This is a genomic window from Vibrio sp. Vb1337, assembly GCF_033338715.1.
In the GTDB taxonomy this organism is placed as follows: Bacteria; Pseudomonadota; Gammaproteobacteria; order Enterobacterales; family Vibrionaceae; genus Vibrio; species Vibrio alginolyticus.
The window spans coordinates 1-17,670 of sequence record NZ_JAWOTD010000005.1 but is presented as its reverse complement, the minus strand read 5'-3'; the positions used below and the strand labels follow the sequence as shown (position 1 = coordinate 17,670).

The window sequence follows — 17,670 nt, the reverse complement described above, 5'->3', positions numbered from 1 at the left end:
AAACAAAAGAGACAAAAAACCTACGATAACAAAGATATATACGTGTTCTAGGATAATGTTACAGATTGACACTTTATTGTTTACACCTGTGACAGGTGCACAAAAACGACGGTATTGAAACTGTCCACTATGAATATGAAATATACGCTTACTCACCTGCTCCAACTAATGTGAAGGTGATGTGTAACACCTGTTTGCATAGTGTTACATCCTTTACACATCTAATTGAATACTCATTTAACTAAAACATATTCAGTAGTTTAGCGAATAAGTTTTAGCCCAACCATTTATGAAAATATAAACAAACTGTTCACCCCTCTGTACAAAAATAAAAAATAACCAACAAATACAAAAAGTTAAATATGGAACACTCTATGCTAGTCAACCGACGCAGTTTAACTCTGTGAGAAAACTATCACGTATGTGGGCTCAAGGACGTAGCGAGCCCACTTACACAAGGAGGTTTTATGAAAACCATATTTAACTCTTGGTGGGGCAATAAGAGTTACCGTTGTTCCACTTTATGTAGCCAGAATATACTTACAGCGATCAATATCAGCAGCATGTTTAAGCTGTTTACTTGGGTCATAGCGGTTAGCTTAGTGCTGAGCTCTCAAATTGTTTACGCATCCGCTGGCGACCCTTCAAGCCGAGGCGTGCAACCAATATTTGTTGAAGGGAATAACACCTGTCAACAATTACTTCCAGGGATCGATGGTTTGATAGAATACAAGCTTGAGCCAGTTACAGACGGCACTTTCGGTGATGGCATGCTTGAAGTGGTTATTGATCAACAACCTGGGGCAAAAACCTTCAGTTGGGATCAAGGTGATAGCCCTGTGATTATGCAAGCTATCTTTGTTAAAGGTGGTCCTGACGGAAACCTATATAACTACTTCACAGATGGATTATTGTATCAAGATGATGCCTTGCTGCATTCACCTGTAGGGAAAAATGGTAGATACTATGGCTTAAGTCATATTTCATTCTGTTACACACCAGGCGTACCAGACATTAAAATCACTAAAACTTGTACATTTGGTGATGTTGTCAATGGTAACACTTTGAAATACAACTATAAACTCACTGTAGAAAACACCGGTGACTTTGCATTGTATGATGTTGTGGCAACAGACACTACAGCCGTTGACAACGATATGGCTGCTGGTGACCATGTGTTCAATTTAGCGATGCTCGCCGTTGGACAAACGCAAGAGTTTAATGGTTCGTTTATTATTGACCAAAACGGTATCACTAACTATGCAGAAGTAAGCGCAGCACTTGAAACTGGTGGTGGTGTTGCGGTTTCTGACAACGCAGATTGGGAATGCCCAAGCCAAAACATCCCTGGTTCATTGTCTCTAGAGAAAGACTGTAGTGTCGTCGTCGTGAATCGATTTGAAGATACTGGTATTAATGAATACGGTCTTCAAGTCAATTACAGTGGTAGTGTATGTAATACCTCCAATGTCACCATTGACGGCATTGTCGTAATCGACAACAAAGACTCGAATCCAATCCAGGTTGGTATGCTTGCGCCTGCTGAGTGTTACGACTTTACTGGTAACTACGAGCCAATCCCAGGAGATGGTGAAGGCCTTCCATTACCGGGTGAAGAAGTCAGAGCGTTTACAGATACTGTGGATGCGAGTGGTGAAACTATCTTCGGTAATGTTGTCGTAGAAGCGATAACAGCGTCTGCAGAATGTACGCTATGTCCAACTTGTCCAGAGCCTGTTAACTGCCCTGAATAAGGTCTACTTACAACTTAATAAAACAACGCCTGACGTTAACTCGTCAGGCGTTTTCTTTCGAACTATATCGTTCTATTTATTCTTACCTTTTCCATTGTTACCAGAGTTGCCAGAATCGCCACCAGATGAGGACTCTAACTTCACTGAGACCTGAGCGGTCGAGCTGCTTTGACCATCACCTATGGTATAGGTAAAGCTGTCATTATTTTTGAATTTCTTCTCAGGTGTGTAACGCAGGGTGCCATCTGATAACAGCTCTAGTCGCCCCTTACTTGGTCTAGTAAAAGAAACCACGCTTGCAGAGTTTTGCTCTCCAACAACATCGTTTGCCATCACATCGATAATCACCGACTGTTTCGAAGACATAGTCACCTGATCATCAACAGCAACGAGCTCTGGTGATGGCGAGATTTCATTGGTTACAGAGTAATTCACGGATGCTGCGGTTTGCAGACTTGAGTCTTCTCCGTGCGTCACGATCATCTTCAAAGCATAGTCTTTATCACTAGCGTCAACCGAAGATACGACTGATATCATTACTTGTCCGGTTCCACCTGCTGCTAGCGTGATTGCATTGCTGCTTGCTTTCCAACCAGTTGGCACTGACGCGTTCACAGAAAAACTGCTCGCTGAACAATCTGCACTATCTTTGTTAGTAATAGTGACCTGATATTGAACCTCATCGCCGGCTGCAACCGAGTGGCTTGTTGCAGCTTTCGCAGTCACTGATGGAGCATTAACAGTACAAGTCCCGATATTACCGTTGTCAGAGTCGTCAAAGACAACGCTTACTTCGGCGATGCCGTTCGCTGCACTCACCAAACTCAATGTTACACCTGAGTCTGGGTCAGTATAGCTACCACCGACCGGCATAGATGGGTCAAACCAGTCATTTCGGCCAAAAACCGCACGATATTCAGAATCAGTTTTAAAGTGAAGCAGATTACTGCTGCGCCCATCGCCTTCTACAGCGCTTCGAATGATGATGCCATCCGTAACGTCCCCACGATAGAACGAGTAAGAACGAGCATCTAAAAAGTCGTCAAACCCAATAGACTGGCGGTATTCAATGTAAAACCATTTTTTTGCACCTGTAGAAGGATCAGTACCACGAGGTACTTTTATCGTAACTGGCTGAGCACTAGTCGTCTCGTAATTCGCGATGGAGTATGTACCATTTTGAGTAACTTCCAGTGTCTTTGAAGCGTGCTCTCCCTCTAGCCATCCTAGTCGCTCGCGCTGGAAAGTATTCAAATAGCCGATGTCTGGACCACCCATTACATCATAGGTATCACCGTATTCACGCAACGTACAGTTGTCTGAAAGCGTATGCTCGCCACAATCAAGAGCACGAGAGTGATGCAAACCAAAGTTATGTCCAAGCTCATGAGCGATGTTCATCGGAGAAAAATCACCATTGATGTGCGCGCGTGAAGGCATGCCATCAATAGTTGCGGATCCAGCGACACCACATGCCGTTTTTGTCATCAAGTAAACAATACGATCGTACTCTTCAAGCTTCACTCCCGCTGCGATGGCTTCTTGATCCGCTGCATCTTGAACAGCGGCAAAATCACAAACCTGATTAGACAACGGTAAATTAAACCAACCCACGACTTTCCCAGACAGCCACATTTGCTCAAAAGAGCTTTCACGGTAGAAGTCATTTACTGTGCCAAAGATTAGATTATTTGCCTCTGACAAAGTTAATGGCTGCTCATTTGGGTTTTCTTTGAAGTTCAGCAGGATAACCAATGTATTTTGCTGTCCCGTCGTACTTCCTGCTGCACTGGCGTAATGGATGCTCTGTAAACAAGCGAATATTACTAATAAAAATGACAACCCTTTATTTAGGATTGTTCTATTTATTTTAATATTTTTTATCACTGCTTCACCTAATTTTAATTTAATAACGAGTTCACCTTCCCGCCAATATAAGCAGAAATGGTAGGGTAAAATAATATAAATTTTAGGAAATAAAATGCCCTAGCCTATAAAGCCAAATATGTTCCTATATACATCAACATGGTTATAAAAGGATAACCACCAAAAATATAAGAGCCGGAATCATAGCAAAGCAACCGGTCAAAATTCAACCAGAGTGATAAGTAATTTAGGTTAAGTTTGTGTAATAATAAATTTATCCATTTTTGTCAGTTACTTAAAATAATCTTATGATTGTTTTATATGAACAGCCTTTGTATTCAACAATGACCTTAATAAATCACTTGCACTACAGCCAATTTAAATCATTAAAAATCAAACAATTATAAATTTAACTAAAACAATCTCAATTTCATCGCATAAAGTTATAACCTTTAAATTCATTAACTTAATAGCGAGTCATTCTAATAATATACCTCAACAACTCATGAGTAATATTATCCATCTTTAATTGTTAAATTTACGTTAAATTAAAGTGGTGAAAGTTTTTTGCTCACCTAGTTTTATACTCGATTAAAAGACAGACTGAGCGATACAGTGCAATATCAACTAGAGACATATAGAGAAACAAGCAGGATATATGCACAACTTTATTTTCAATATTGAACTAAAATCACATTGATAATATAACGCTATAGATAGCAATTCAGGAAAACCTGTTAAAGAGTGATTAACTGATAATTGAGGTTGGTATTTGTACAAAAATTAATTATTCAATAATAAATGTGTATTAGAATAGTTTGACAATACCAGATAGTAAAAAACCGGCACAAGGCCGGTTTTTAGAAATAGTGGAGGCGCCTCCCGGAGTCGAACCGAGGTCCACGGATTTGCAATCCGCTGCATAGCCACTCTGCCAAGGCGCCTTTCTGATTTTGTATCTCTGTCACCAAAGATTCTGATGGTGCCCCGGGCCGGACTTGAACCGGCACAGCGCGAACGCCGAGGGATTTTAAATCCCTTGTGTCTACCAATTCCACCACCAGGGCAACGCAATCATGCGATGGGTTAGACACCATCTGTCTCTGCGGCCTTTGCCGTGAGAACGAGGCGTACTTTAACGGATTAATTTATCTGGTCAACAAAAAATTAGTCTCTTTTATTCAAATGGTTAAAAAGTCAACTCAAACGAACAAAGGGCGATCATTTTGCTCACAAGAACATCAGCATGCTTTGCTCTCGTTTACTTTGCTTCATCACTTCATGTCAATGAGGAATCGACAAGTCGCACAAATTGGCAGTATGGGTATAAACTTAACTCGTACTGCAGGGGACAAATAAGCGCTCATCATGTTTCGAAAGTCATCATTTCAATTACCGCTACATACTGATTCCGAACTCGACTTCGTAGTGCCCTACTTCTTCCTTAGTGAATTTGATTATGCACGCTCTCTGGAGCTGGGAATCATCGAAGACTTGGATCCTGAATATACACACCAGTATCGCGTCACACTAAGGCGCATACGCTCACTATGCGTACTACTTCGCGAACTGATACCTCCTTTTGAACTGAGTATTTTGAAACCTCATTTAAAAATAATGATGAAGAAAACAAATAAGCTGCGTGATTTAGACGTATTTATCTTGGGCAAAAAACAATACATTGAAATGCTCCCAAACCACAAATCGTCTCTTGAGCAGCTTTTTGGCTTTATCGAAGCCGAACGTGCTTACGAACAGGCAAAAGTTACGCGTTGGCTAGCTACAGAAGAATACACAACGCACTGCACTTTGGTCAGGAATAGTCTGCTGCGAAGTACGCAACACGAACGAGTGGATAGCAACGTACCTGCGTTACTCTTCGCAAGCCAAAAAATCTCCGATCAATTTAAAAAAGTTGATAAAGCACGACGCAAGATCTCGGACAAAAGTCGTGACAGTGTGATTCATTCGATGCGGATAAAGTGCAAAGCGCTGCGTTATTTGTTAGAAGGATTTTCCACGCTCTATCCTTCCCAACAGCACAAAAACAACGTGAAACAACTAAAACTATTGCAAGACAAGCTCGGTGACTTTAACGACACTTCAAGTCAAATTGAATTTTTCGCACAACTCAAAGAGACAGCAAATCTCAATAAACAAGATCGTAAGGCTTTGAAAAAGCTAATTAACGTACTTAGCGAACATCATGAACTCTCTCGCCAAACCATCTTGACGCATTTAAGCCAGTTTGAGTCTTTCATTCGCGATACCAATACACAGAATCTCTACCGACCCTAAATCAAGGTTCACGTATTTTTAATATTCATTAATTACAGTCAACCGTTAGGCTCCACTAAGAAAGTTAACGTGAAACCATTAAAACGATACCAATACGAGCGCTATGCGGTGCTTTGTAATCTCGCCTACCCTCGCGTCTTCAGGCAAACTCAATACGGGTTCGATCCTAATGGGCAACGAGTCATTAGAAATGAACACGGTAAGATTATGATTCGCGTGCTCTGGAGTAAAAAACAGAGTGAAGTGGTCGTAGTGATTAAAGGCTCACACAGTATCAGTGATTGGTTGTTGAACTTCGCGATGTGGACGAGAAGCTGTCGAAGGTTGGGACTAAACTATCGCATTCACGCGGGTTTCTATCATCTGTTGTTCCAAGAAAGTTTACCGAGCCGGAATGAAGATCGGTTAGGGTTGACCGTGATCGAACGCCTCGAAGGTATCGTTGTACCACTTATTCTCAGGGGGAAAAGAATCACTATTACTGGCCACTCTTCAGGTGGCGCGATTGGCAGTGTTTTTGCTGACTATATTGAGAAAAAATACCCAAAAAGCATTAAACGCGTGGTCACTTTCGGACAGCCCGCTGTCGGGGATTGGACGTTTAAGAAACGCTACCGTTTGGGGCACAAAACATACAGGATTTGTTGCGACATCGACATCGTGACCTTTATGCCGCCCGTACCTTTTTTGTATTGGCATGTAGGCAAAATGCTATGGTTATATAACGGGAGAATATACGAGAACACCCCAACGCTCATACGGCTTGGGCGCTCCTTATTTAGTTGGTTAATGCGACCGTTCTCTTATCACTTTATGAGTAAATACATTCGCGACAAAGACTTTTTTGATGAACGCTGAGTTAAACATCCGAAAGGTATGACGTACAGACACGAAAAAGCCGGACTTCGCCGGCTTTACGATTAAGTGGTGATCTACAGAGAGGCAATTTCTTTTTCAAGTTGATATTTGTTATCTGTGACAATTCGCTCTAACACTTCAACACGTCGCTTCAAGTCACCAATTTGCTTGTTAAGGTTATCTTGTTCTTCTCGGCTCATCGTATTACGTTCAGATATCTCCAACGCTCTTACTTCTTTACGATGGTTCAAGATTAACTTTATTATCCCGCCCCCAAATATGGCACCGAACACAATAGCCACAACCAATACATCAGCAATAGATTCCATTCTTTATCTTCCTCTAGATTATGCTCAAATATAAGTTACTCATTTGTTGAATGAATATCAAATAACACATTGATTCATTGAAAAGTTTTATTAAGAATTGCCTACTCTGTATCAAAATCACAGGAATGGATTATTCAACGCCAACCCAAACCGAGACAGATCCGCCGTTTACTGGGAACTCAGCCCAACCATTCGCATCAGTCCAAATGTCTTCAGTTCGGATACCCAACTTGTCTACGTAGCGAGCACTTGGTTTACCCGTATACATCCACTTCGAGCCGCCAGGTCCATCACTCATGATCACGGCCATTGAATGTGGATGATTTGCATCACCTTCTCGAGTCCAACCAATTACGTCCCAGTGGTCGAGATAAGAATGTTGTTTGCCATAGGCATAATCTTTACGCAGTGTTACTAGCTCTTTAATGTAAGGCACTTTGACCATATTGATGTCATGCCCTTTATCACTGTACTGCGCGCCGTAGTAATCTGCATAAAACACGGATGGATAACCTTCTTCACGCAATAAGATAAATGCGTAAGCGAGCGGCTTAAACCACCAATCAACGGTTGATTCCAACGCCTGCAAAGGCTGAGTGTCATGGTTTTCTACTAAGGTAACCGCTTTGACTGGATTGTCCTTCATCAGCGTACCATCCATGATTTGACGCATATCGTAGCTACCACCCGATTTAGACGCATTATAAAAGTTCATATGTAACGGTGCATCAAACAAAGACATGCTGCCAGAGGTTTTGGTGATAAAGTTATGCAGCTGATTCACATCGTAGTTCCAGTACTCTCCGACCGTGAAAAGTTCTTTCCCTGTTTTCCAACGTAGGTGATCAATCCATTCTTGCAGGTATTGATATTTGATGTGCTTCACCGCGTCCATTCTAAACCCATCGACACCCGTCATGTTGATATACCACTCGCCCCAGTCTTTCAGCTCTTGCTTCACTTCAGGGTGATCCATGTCTAGATCAGCATACATAAGGTAATCGTAGTTGCCTTTTTCCGAGCTAACTTCCCAATCCCATGCCTTACCTTCACCTTTGAATTTGAAGATAGCTTTTTCTTCGCCAGCATCGTCCCAGTCCACGCCATCAAAGTGGTACCACGTCCAATGAAAGTTTGAGTACTTGTCGTTGCGCCCAGGGAAATCAAACTCTACCCACGCTTCAATCCATTTATCACCAAGTTCAATATTTCGGTTGTTCCAATCTACTCGCTTGGTATCAACCCAAGACTTTCCATCCGCACCACCGCGATGGTTGAACACCACATCGCCATAAATCTGGATATTGTTTTTATGGGCAGCATTGATGGCGCTTAGGTACTGATCTTTGGTGCCATACTTGGTGCGCACCGAACCTTTTTGATCAAACTCTCCCAAATCGTACATATCATAAACGCCATAACCGACGTCGTTGCTACCACCAGCACCTTTATAGGCGGGCGGTAACCATAACGCAGTAAAGCCGTTATCAGATAGTGCCGACGCGTTGTTTTCAACTTGTGTCCAGAGTGCACCGTCATTTGGCACATACCAATGGAAGTACTGCATCATGGTGCCATTTTGTGCCGCCATTACAGGCGAACTGAGCAGCAAAGTTAAGGGTAAAAGTGTAGGTTTAAGGTTGAATGTTTTCATTATTTTTCTCTCACGTTGAGGACTAGAATCCTCCTTTCTGTATATACGCACCAAGCGATACTAACTATGACGCTAGCTAGGTTGCTGCCTGTAATACAAAAAGCTCGGATTACAATCGAAGAGAAACTATCACCAATCACACTATACAATTATTGAGTTGTCTAACATTTATAAAATCAATGAGTAGCGCGTTAAAAATATTGAATGGTGATCAAAACATGGGAGACTTTAGGAAAGCGCGAAGGGTTACGAAAAGGCGGACTAAAAACGAAAAAAGCCAGTCATTTAAGACTGGCTTTCGAAATAGTGGAGGCGCCTCCCGGAGTCGAACCGAGGTCCACGGATTTGCAATCCGCTGCATAGCCACTCTGCCAAGGCGCCTTTCTGATTTTGTATCTCTGTCACCAAAGATTCTGATGGTGCCCCGGGCCGGACTTGAACCGGCACAGCGCGAACGCCGAGGGATTTTAAATCCCTTGTGTCTACCAATTCCACCACCAGGGCAACGCAATCATGCGATGGGTTAGACACCATCTGTCTCAGCGACCTTTGCCGTGAGAACGAGGCGTACTTTAACGGATTAATTTATCTGGTCAACAATAAATTTTATCTTTTTGATTTAAGTGCTTAAAAAGCGATCTGTCTAGTATATTTGGCATTCAATTAGACCAATAAGCACCCGTTCCCTTTCATTGTCTATTAAGTCATACGCATACTAGTGTCCGAAACTGCTTCGAGGTAAACACGCGACTATCACGCTATGAACGCTGATCTTTTCACCGCTGTAACATCTGTAACAATTTGATTCCCTGCTCTTGGCACGACTGCGTACAGAACATCATATTTTGTTACCGATAACTTTATATCGAATGTGGTCGTACCTTTATAAAATCATTGACTTTTTTTATTTTCAAACAAAGCTCAATTCATTATCGAAAATATCAATAAATAATGGTACGTTACACGAGTTGCAGTAATTTAATGGACATATATCACATATAAGGATGTGGTTTACTTTGGCGACACAACATAAGAAAAACAAGGTATATCACTAATGTCTATCAAGAATCTTTCTATAGCGAAAAAGATATCGCTATCGTTTTTACTCATTGCCATCGTCAACATTGCATTTGGCGTATTTTTATCTACAGAGCTCAAAAGCATCAAATCTGAGCTTTTAAACTATACCGACGATACGCTTCCTGCAATGGAAAGGGTCGATTCGATTCGAGATCACTTGTCTCGCTGGCGCCGAGCTCAATTTGCTGCGTACACTTATGAAGACGCAGACCAAGTCAAAACTAAAATTTCTAACAATATTAGAGAACGCGAAAAGATCACTAGAGAGCTCAACGCTTACGGTGAAACTATCTGGCCTGGCGAAGAGCAGCAAACTTACCAGCGTCTTATGCGTCAATGGAAAAAGTACTTGGTTACTATGGACCAGTACAATGAAGCGATGCTAGCTAACGACAAAAGCAAGGCCCACCCTATTTTGGCGAACTCCTTGTCTGCTTTCGAAGCGGTTGACTCAGAGTTAGGCGAACTAATCCGTCTCCTTAAAGAAGCTATGGATAGCAACAAAACTCATATCCTGTCCTCTGTAAATGGATTGAGTAATTCTTCAATTGCAAGTAACGTGATTATTCTACTGATCATGGTAGGCATGACATACGTGCTGACTCGCCTAATTTGTGGCCCACTTAAACTTGTTGTTGAGCAAGCAAATGCCATCGCGACAGGTGATCTATCAAGTGACATTGACCGTAAAGCAATCGGCAATGACGAGCTTGGTGAACTGGCAGACGCGACCACTAAGATGCAAGACGACTTACGCCAAGTTATCGATAATGTGATTGCTGCAGTTACTCAGTTAAGCAGCGCTGTCGAAGAGATGAACCAAATCTCCGATATTTCTGCGTCTGGTATGAAAGATCAACAGCTGCAAATTACGCACATCGCAACAGCAATGACAGAAATGAAAGCGGCCGTAGCCGATGTTGCTCGTAACACTGAAGACTCAGCGAACCAAGCTAACGAAGCAAACCGCCGCACACAACACGGTGTTCGTGAAACCCAAGGTATGGTTGACGCGATTCAAGAAGTTTCAAACGTAATTGGCGCTGCAGGCGATACCGTAGCAGAGCTTGAACAGCAATCGAATAAAATTAACGTGATCGTGGATGTTATCCGCGACATCGCCGATCAAACCAACCTACTTGCACTTAATGCAGCCATTGAAGCGGCGCGTGCTGGTGAGTCTGGTCGTGGCTTTGCCGTCGTTGCAGACGAAGTTCGAACTCTTGCCGGCCGTACGCAAGATTCAACGAGTGAAATCACTTCGATCATTGAGCAGCTACAATCACTTGCAAAAGACGCAAAATCAGCCACTGAACTTTCTAGAACCAGTATTTCAGAATGTGCAGAACAAGGCATTCAATCAAAACAGCTGATGAGCGACATTGAGCATTCGATTTCGGACATCTCAGACATGGGTACCCAAATCGCCACGGCTTGTAACCAGCAAGACTCTGTTGCAGAAGAGCTTAACCGCAGCATTGAAAACATACATTTGGCATCTCAAGAGGTCTCGCAAGGTTCGGAGCAAACCGCACAGGCGTGCCGCGAACTAAGCCAGCTATCCATTTCTCTTAAAGATGTAATGAGCCGCTTTAAACTGAGTTAAACTCAGTGGATACCTTAGTAGATATCAAATCAATCCCGATTTGCTTAAATTGAATGTCATCACTGAGGTATATTTAGGTATATATTAAATCACTATCTTAATAAACGCTCCAAAGCACCACTTGGAGCGTTTTACTTCGTCAGGTACTTTCCCCAAGTACTCAATAACATAACCAATACAAAAAACGCGTACGGAGACTTTATGCGCTTAAATAAAACCTTACTATCACTGACTATCGCTGCTGCAATCGCGGTTCCTGTAATGCAAGCCACTGCCGCTCCTCTTCAAATTAGCAATACAGCAGCAAAAGCAGAGCAAGTTCAAGGTGCTAACGCTTGGCTAGAAATAAACTTAGGTCAGTTCCGCGATAATATTGAGCAGTTTAAATCGCACATGGATGGCAAAACGAAAATCTGCGCCGTGATGAAAGCCGACGCATACGGTAATGGTATCGCAGGCCTGATGCCGACTATTATCGAACAACAAATTCCTTGCGTTGCCGTTGCAAGTAACGCCGAAGCACAAACTGTTCGCGACAGTGGCTTTAAAGGCCAACTCATGCGTGTACGCTCAGCGGATATTGGCGAGATTGAAGCCGCAATCGACCTAAATGTCGAAGAGTTGATAGGCACAGCAGAGCAAGCTAAAGCACTGTCTAAACTAGCCGAGAAAGCTGGTAAAGAAATCAAAGTTCACCTTGCTCTGAACGACGGTGGTATGGGACGTAATGGTGTTGATATGACGACAGAAGCGGGCAAGAAAGAAGCGCTAGAAATCGCTCAACAAGCTGGCGTTAGTATTGTTGGTATCATGACTCATTTCCCTAACTACAATGCAGACGACGTGCGCCAAAAGTTAGCTTCATTCAAAGACAGTTCTGCATGGCTGATTAAAGAAGCGAATCTAAAACGCGACAACATTTTACTGCACGTAGCAAACTCTTACACCGCGCTTAATGTTCCTGAGGCCCAGCTTGATATGGTTCGTCCTGGTGGCGTTTTATACGGAGACTTACCAACTAACCCTGAGTACCCTTCTATCGTGTCTTTCAAAACACGCGTGGCATCCGTTCACCACCTTCCAAAAAATAGCACAGTCGGTTACGACAGCAGCTACACAACAAGCAAAGAAAGCTTAATGGCGAACATTCCTGTTGGTTACTCTGATGGTTATCCACGAAAAATGGGGAATACAGCAGAAGTTCTGATCAATGGCCAACGTGCAAAAGTTGCGGGCGTTGCTTCAATGAACACTACAATGGTAGATGTTACAGGTATCAAAGATGTTGAGCCTGGTTCTGAAGTTGTTTTGTTTGGCTCCCAACAAGGCAAAACGATTTCAGCTGCTGAGATGGAAAAACACGCAGAAGTCATCTTCCCTGAACTATACACGGTTTGGGGAAGCGCGAACCCTCGTGTCTACGTAAAATAAACCTATTCAGTTATTCGTAACAGAGCGAAAAAGCGAGCCTCGTGCTCGCTTTCTTTCTTATTTACTAATCTGTACTAGCTCGTGATGTTATCAATTGAACAGAGCTTACTATTTCTGTTGTTTTACTCTCCTTTAGCACTACCAAGTGCGACTCTCTACACTCTGTTTCTTAAAGCCGCTTGGATGGCTCAATTTTATATAGCACTTAGTGTTTGAAAGCCCCTCTAATTGATGTTAAACATGAAGTTTACAAAAGAATAACAAACACACTCGTATGGCACTGCCCCTTTGCCTGCTAGCTAGGTATCTCTATGACAGAAAATACTCAACATCTTCAACGCTCCTCCACTGAGTTGCACGAATTTAATCGGCTTGACGTCTGGAACGGATTCACCCAACTTTTACCCCTCTCTATGTTCGTGGTCATATTTGGCCTCGCTTTCGGTGTTGCTGCCGTACAGACTGGACTAGATGTATTTCCCACTATGTTGATGAGCACACTGGTCTTCGCCGGTGCTTCACAATTTGCCACGTTAGAAATGTGGGGAGCAGAAGTCCCTCTCATTCCAGTACTTATTACTGTATTTGCGATTAATGCTCGTCACCTCTTGATGGGAGCCACACTTTATCCATGGTTACGACAACTCCCACCAACAAAACGTTACGGTGTAATGCTGGTAGCATCAGACGCTAACTGGGCAATGGCACTCAATGCATTTGGTAGAAAAGAACCAGGCTTTGGCTTGCTTGTTGGTGGCGGCTTAGCGATGTGGTCTTTTTGGATTGTGGGCACCTGGATCGGCATTTATTTTGGTAGCGCAATCAAAGATCCGGTGGGCCTAGGGCTCGATATGGTTATGGGATGCTTCCTGCTGTCTATGGTGGTGGCCGGGCCGAAAGACTTAAGAATCTTTGCTATTTGGGCCATAGCAGCAGCCTCTTCTATGTTGGCGTATTGGTATTTGCCAGAGAATAGCCACGTAGTGGTTGGCGCCATTACTGGCGGAGTCTTGGGTGCTTGTTGGAAGGAGAAGAAAGCATGAACATCGAAACAACCTTAGGTGGCACACTGCTTATCATCATCGCTATGGCGTTAGTCACGCTCATAACCCGCTGGGGCGGAGTGTATGTTATGTCATTCATTCCAATTAGCGAACGGGTTCAACGTTTCATTACTGCGATGTCAGGTTCCGTACTGGTTGCGCTTTTAGCTCCGCTAGCAGTAGAGGGTGATAATGGTGCTAGAGCAGCACTGTTTTCTACTGCCGTTGTCATGTTCATCGTGAAAAAGCCTCTACCCGCAATTGCAGCAGGCATCATCGCCGCCGCTGCAGTACGTGCTCTTTAGTCGCTGTTTCAACGCCGATACCAGTCATCAATAAAAAGACCCAAAACACAAAGCCCTGATGTCACGAGTGTCATCAGGGCTTATCTTATGCCCATCATTTTAACGATGAACAACGATTATTAATCATGGAGAGACAGCACATTACGCACAGCAGTTACAATTGCGCTTATATTTGTCCATTTTACCAATACCAGGGTTAAAGGTATTGGTTGGGTCTAATTCGTGGTAAAACTTCTGCAACGAGTTTTCGGCTTCATACAAGTGACCCACGTTATGTTCTGCTGGGTATTTGGCACCACGGCTATTGAGGTGCTCAAGCATCAGCTTTTTCATCAACTTCGTGTCAGTCCCTTTTTTGAAAATGTAATCTTGATGGAAGACGTAACACATAAAGTGACCATAATAGAGCGCTTGAACAAGGTTCTTACTTACCTCTTCAGGCAAAGTTTCTAGCCACTCTTCATCATTACGTCGCAATGCAATATCAAGTGCAACGATGTCTTCTACGTCTTTTCGGTGAATCGTCTCGTAACGAATTGCTGCACCTGCTGCTGCAAAGCGATGTAAATAAGCTTTTTTACCTTCTTCCGGCGTACACTCGAAGAAATCACAGTCGTCTTCAACAGCCCAAACTTCTTTGAGGTATTTTTGTGCTTCAGCAATACCACCATCACTCATTTTCAATACCAGGTGATGCTCATACTTGTCACGGAAATCCAGCATTCGCTCTGGTAAATGTTGTGGGAACAACTTGCTCGCGTAGTACAAAATGGTGTCTGGTAGATATTTACTGACAAACGGGATGCGTTCTAAGAAATTTTCTACCTTAGCTTTAAGTGCGAACATTTTTGGTAGCTTATCTGTGCCTAACAAGTCGATGGATAAGAACACATCCTTGCCGTACTTCTCTGCCATGTTGAAGATATCTCGATGCAAGTATTCTCCCATCTCAGGCAAGTTATCAAACGTAGATAAGAAGTCTTTTCGCAACTTCGTTAGTTTCGCAGGGTCATTGGTGCCAAGGTAAAAAACCTGCTCTTTTTCGGGGACTGGGTAGCTGTCCACCCGAACGGCAAAAACCCCCAACTTACCGGCGCAGCCACTGGCTTCAAATAATCGGCGTTCATCGGCATTAAAGCGAGAAGGAATGTCAGAAGTCACGTCTCGAACACGTTCATCGTATTCTTTGTCTGACGCCATTCGCTCATCATGAATGATCTTCGCTGGGTCAAAGTTCCCTTCTTGCAGGTTTGTTAGAATTTCTTCTGGCGTTTCACCTAATCCTTCAATACCAAGGTGGTTCACCAAATGTAACTGGCCTTGCTTATCCACCTGCGCATAGATCGCCAGTTCCGTATAAGCAGGACCACGCTTAACTAGCGCACCGCCTGAGTTATTAGCGATACCACCGACCACAGTGGCACCTAGCGATGAAGAACCGATGATAGAATGCGGTGCTCGGTTCACTGCCTTCAACTCTTTCTCCAAAGAGTGTAAGCTCGCACCAGGCAAGCAAACCGCCTGCTTACCACCATCTAATAAGTGAATCTTCTTGATTTTGGTAATATTGATCACAACCACATCGCGATCATAATCATTACCACTCGGAGCCGAGCCCTCTGTTAAACCTGTTTTAGCCGCCTGCATGATAATGATGCAGTTTGCTTCAACACACTGTTTAATAATCTTCCATTGTTCCAGAAGAGTGTTAGGAAACACGATAGCAAGCGCATTACCACTACCCGAACGAAACCCCGAGCGGTAATATTTCGTTTTAACCTCGTCGGTTAGAACATTTTCTTCCCCAACGATGGCTTTAAATTCTTCAATCAGCTGCTTTTGTTTCATATCCGTATCTCTAGTTATTGTACTTCGCTCACAACACCGCTTAGCGGCAGGCATGGCGTTTGAGCCACTATAAGCAGTCCATTTCTCTGCGTCTATGTCAGACGGACGACCAATACGTAATCAATAAACAACAAACAAAATAATTCTTTATTTTTCTGTCACTTATCTTTCACATTTGAGAAATTTAACGTAAGAAACAGACCGTTTCTTAAAAGAAACAATAGCAAAACCATTTGTTAACAGTTGTGCGGGGTATCTTGTTATCAATATTAGTGAAGAAAACGAGGAGAAGCGTAAGCCCCTAAATTTAAGAGGATTCTTAGAAATGAAGATGGAAACATAAGCTCAACACCAATATAACGATCGGTGTTGAGTTATTGGCTTAAAATCGATGGTTTTGACTTTGAAAGCTTGTGTATAGATGATCAATGAAGATCTTAATTTTTTCTGGTTGTTGACGAGTGTAAGGATACACCGCATAAATACCCAAACATTTGGCGGTTTCGTCTTTAAATAACTGAATCAGACTGCCTTGCTTTAAGTCTTCATAAACCAATACACGCGGTACATAGATGATTCCCTGCCCTAACAGCGCCACATTTCTCAATACAGAAGAATTGTTGGTACAGAGGTTACCGTCGACGGTGATTTGATATACCTCGTCTCCATCTTTAAACGCCCACTCATGCGCTCCGGTTTCTTGGTAGGAATAGACTAAACAATTGTGTTTAGCCAAGGCTTGAGGTTGTTTAGGTAGGCCATGTTTAGCTAGGTATTGGGGTGACGCGCAAATGATCCAATTCGCATCCACCAGCTTTCTTGCAATCAGACTAGAATCTGGCAACACACCCGTTCTAATTGCCAAATCAAAACGTTCATTCACAATATCGACGAAACGATTATCTAGATCCATATCGATATTGATGTCTGGGTATTTCTGATTAAATTCATTAATCACTTGAGGAAGAATTAATTCACCAGAGATAGTAGGCACCGAAATTTTAATGTTTCCAGATAAGTTTTTACCTAAACCCACAATGGATTCTTCCGCCGTTGCCACCGCTTGATAAACCGCTTTTGCATGAGTAAAAAACGCTCGTCCTGCTTCAGTCAACGTTAGCGTTCGCGTTGTTCGGTAGAGAAGCTGTACACCAAGCTCTTGTTCAAGCTTGGCAATGCGTTTACTGACGACCGATTTAGTCAGTGACATATGTCTCGCAGCAGCACTAAATGAACCTTGCTCGATCAAGTGATAGAAAATGATGTAATCGTCGGTATTTCTCATGCGTCTTCGTCAAATACTTTGGAAGCGCGTATTGTAAACTGAAATTGGTTGAGGTGCGAAACACCAGGTCACACTTAATATCAGAAACTCGTGACAGAGATGGGGTTGCTAAGCTCACAGGTAATGAAAAAGAGATGGTATGAATTTATCAGTCTTCAGATACAAAAAAAACCAGCTTTCGCTGGTTTTAAGTTGATGCACTTGGCATCGAGATACCGCCATGGCCATATCTGAATAATTTGGAGCGACACACGAGGTTCGAACTCGTGACCTCAACCTTGGCAAGGTTGCGCTCTACCAACTGAGCTAGTGT

The 17,670-nt window shown here is 42.9% G+C and carries 12 protein-coding genes and 4 tRNA genes; 7 read left to right on the top strand and 9 right to left on the bottom strand.

The window, feature by feature from the left end:
• The first annotated feature begins 467 nt into the window (after positions 1-467).
• On the top strand, positions 468-1,754 hold the full coding sequence (locus R7E42_RS07150) for a hypothetical protein (protein ID WP_137282605.1): 1,287 nt from the start codon (positions 468-470) through the stop codon (positions 1,752-1,754).
• A 72-nt stretch (positions 1,755-1,826) separates the two neighbouring features.
• Here R7E42_RS07150 and R7E42_RS07145 read toward each other — a convergent pair whose 3' ends face one another.
• The 3 genes from R7E42_RS07145 to R7E42_RS07135 form a co-directional block, all read right to left on the bottom strand.
• Entirely contained in the window at positions 1,827-3,509 is a 1,683-nt protein-coding gene (locus tag R7E42_RS07145) for an Ig-like domain-containing protein (protein WP_213874409.1), read from the bottom strand.
• A 981-nt stretch (positions 3,510-4,490) separates the two neighbouring features.
• Positions 4,491-4,564, bottom strand: a tRNA-Cys gene (locus R7E42_RS07140).
• 36 nt (positions 4,565-4,600) lie between these two features.
• Positions 4,601-4,687 (bottom strand) — tRNA-Leu (locus R7E42_RS07135).
• Between the two features lie 301 nt (positions 4,688-4,988).
• Between R7E42_RS07135 and R7E42_RS07130 the strand changes: the two genes are divergently transcribed.
• Both R7E42_RS07130 and R7E42_RS07125 read left to right on the top strand, forming a co-directional pair.
• Positions 4,989-5,918, top strand: a complete 930-nt coding sequence (locus R7E42_RS07130) for a CHAD domain-containing protein (protein ID WP_167416011.1) — start codon at positions 4,989-4,991, stop codon at positions 5,916-5,918.
• A gap of 69 nt (positions 5,919-5,987) precedes the next feature.
• Positions 5,988-6,776 carry a lipase family protein gene (locus R7E42_RS07125; protein WP_005375991.1) on the top strand — a complete coding sequence of 263 codons (789 nt, stop codon included), beginning with the start codon at positions 5,988-5,990 and terminating at the stop codon, positions 6,774-6,776.
• Positions 6,777-6,850: 74 nt separating this feature from the next.
• On the opposite strand, the gene R7E42_RS07120 is transcribed toward R7E42_RS07125, so the two are convergent.
• The 4 genes from R7E42_RS07120 to R7E42_RS07105 all read right to left on the bottom strand — a co-directional run bounded on the left by R7E42_RS07120 (position 6,851) and on the right by R7E42_RS07105 (position 9,263).
• Positions 6,851-7,105, bottom strand: coding sequence for a hypothetical protein (locus R7E42_RS07120; RefSeq protein ID WP_005375990.1), 255 nt, complete (start codon positions 7,103-7,105; stop codon positions 6,851-6,853).
• 130 nt (positions 7,106-7,235) lie between these two features.
• Complete coding sequence (gene amyS / locus R7E42_RS07115) at positions 7,236-8,759, bottom strand: alpha-amylase (protein ID WP_167416010.1); 1,524 nt, start codon at positions 8,757-8,759, stop codon at positions 7,236-7,238.
• 307 nt (positions 8,760-9,066) lie between these two features.
• Positions 9,067-9,140, bottom strand: a tRNA-Cys gene (locus R7E42_RS07110).
• A 36-nt stretch (positions 9,141-9,176) separates the two neighbouring features.
• Positions 9,177-9,263: transfer RNA gene (locus tag R7E42_RS07105), tRNA-Leu, on the bottom strand.
• 550 nt (positions 9,264-9,813) lie between these two features.
• On the opposite strand from R7E42_RS07105, the gene R7E42_RS07100 reads away from it, so the two are divergent.
• From R7E42_RS07100 to R7E42_RS07085, 4 genes are all read left to right on the top strand, one after another.
• Entirely contained in the window at positions 9,814-11,445 is a 1,632-nt protein-coding gene (locus R7E42_RS07100; protein ID WP_005375988.1) for a methyl-accepting chemotaxis protein, read from the top strand.
• Between the two features lie 201 nt (positions 11,446-11,646).
• A complete protein-coding gene (gene alr / locus R7E42_RS07095) occupies positions 11,647-12,876 on the top strand; it encodes an alanine racemase (protein ID WP_047101038.1) in 1,230 nt (409 codons plus the stop codon).
• A gap of 311 nt (positions 12,877-13,187) precedes the next feature.
• Positions 13,188-13,919, top strand: a complete 732-nt coding sequence (locus tag R7E42_RS07090) for an AzlC family ABC transporter permease (protein ID WP_017820197.1) — start codon at positions 13,188-13,190, stop codon at positions 13,917-13,919.
• Entirely contained in the window at positions 13,916-14,224 is a 309-nt protein-coding gene (locus R7E42_RS07085; protein WP_017820198.1) for an AzlD family protein, read from the top strand. The genes R7E42_RS07090 and R7E42_RS07085 overlap by 4 nt, the downstream gene beginning before the upstream one ends.
• 141 nt (positions 14,225-14,365) lie before the next feature.
• Here R7E42_RS07085 and dld read toward each other — a convergent pair whose 3' ends face one another.
• Both dld and R7E42_RS07075 read right to left on the bottom strand, forming a co-directional pair.
• On the bottom strand, positions 14,366-16,072 hold the full coding sequence (dld, locus tag R7E42_RS07080) for a D-lactate dehydrogenase (RefSeq protein ID WP_033907024.1): 1,707 nt from the start codon (positions 16,070-16,072) through the stop codon (positions 14,366-14,368).
• A 382-nt stretch (positions 16,073-16,454) separates the two neighbouring features.
• A complete protein-coding gene (locus tag R7E42_RS07075) occupies positions 16,455-17,357 on the bottom strand; it encodes a LysR family transcriptional regulator (protein ID WP_167416008.1) in 903 nt (300 codons plus the stop codon).
• Positions 17,358-17,670 lie beyond the last annotated feature (313 nt).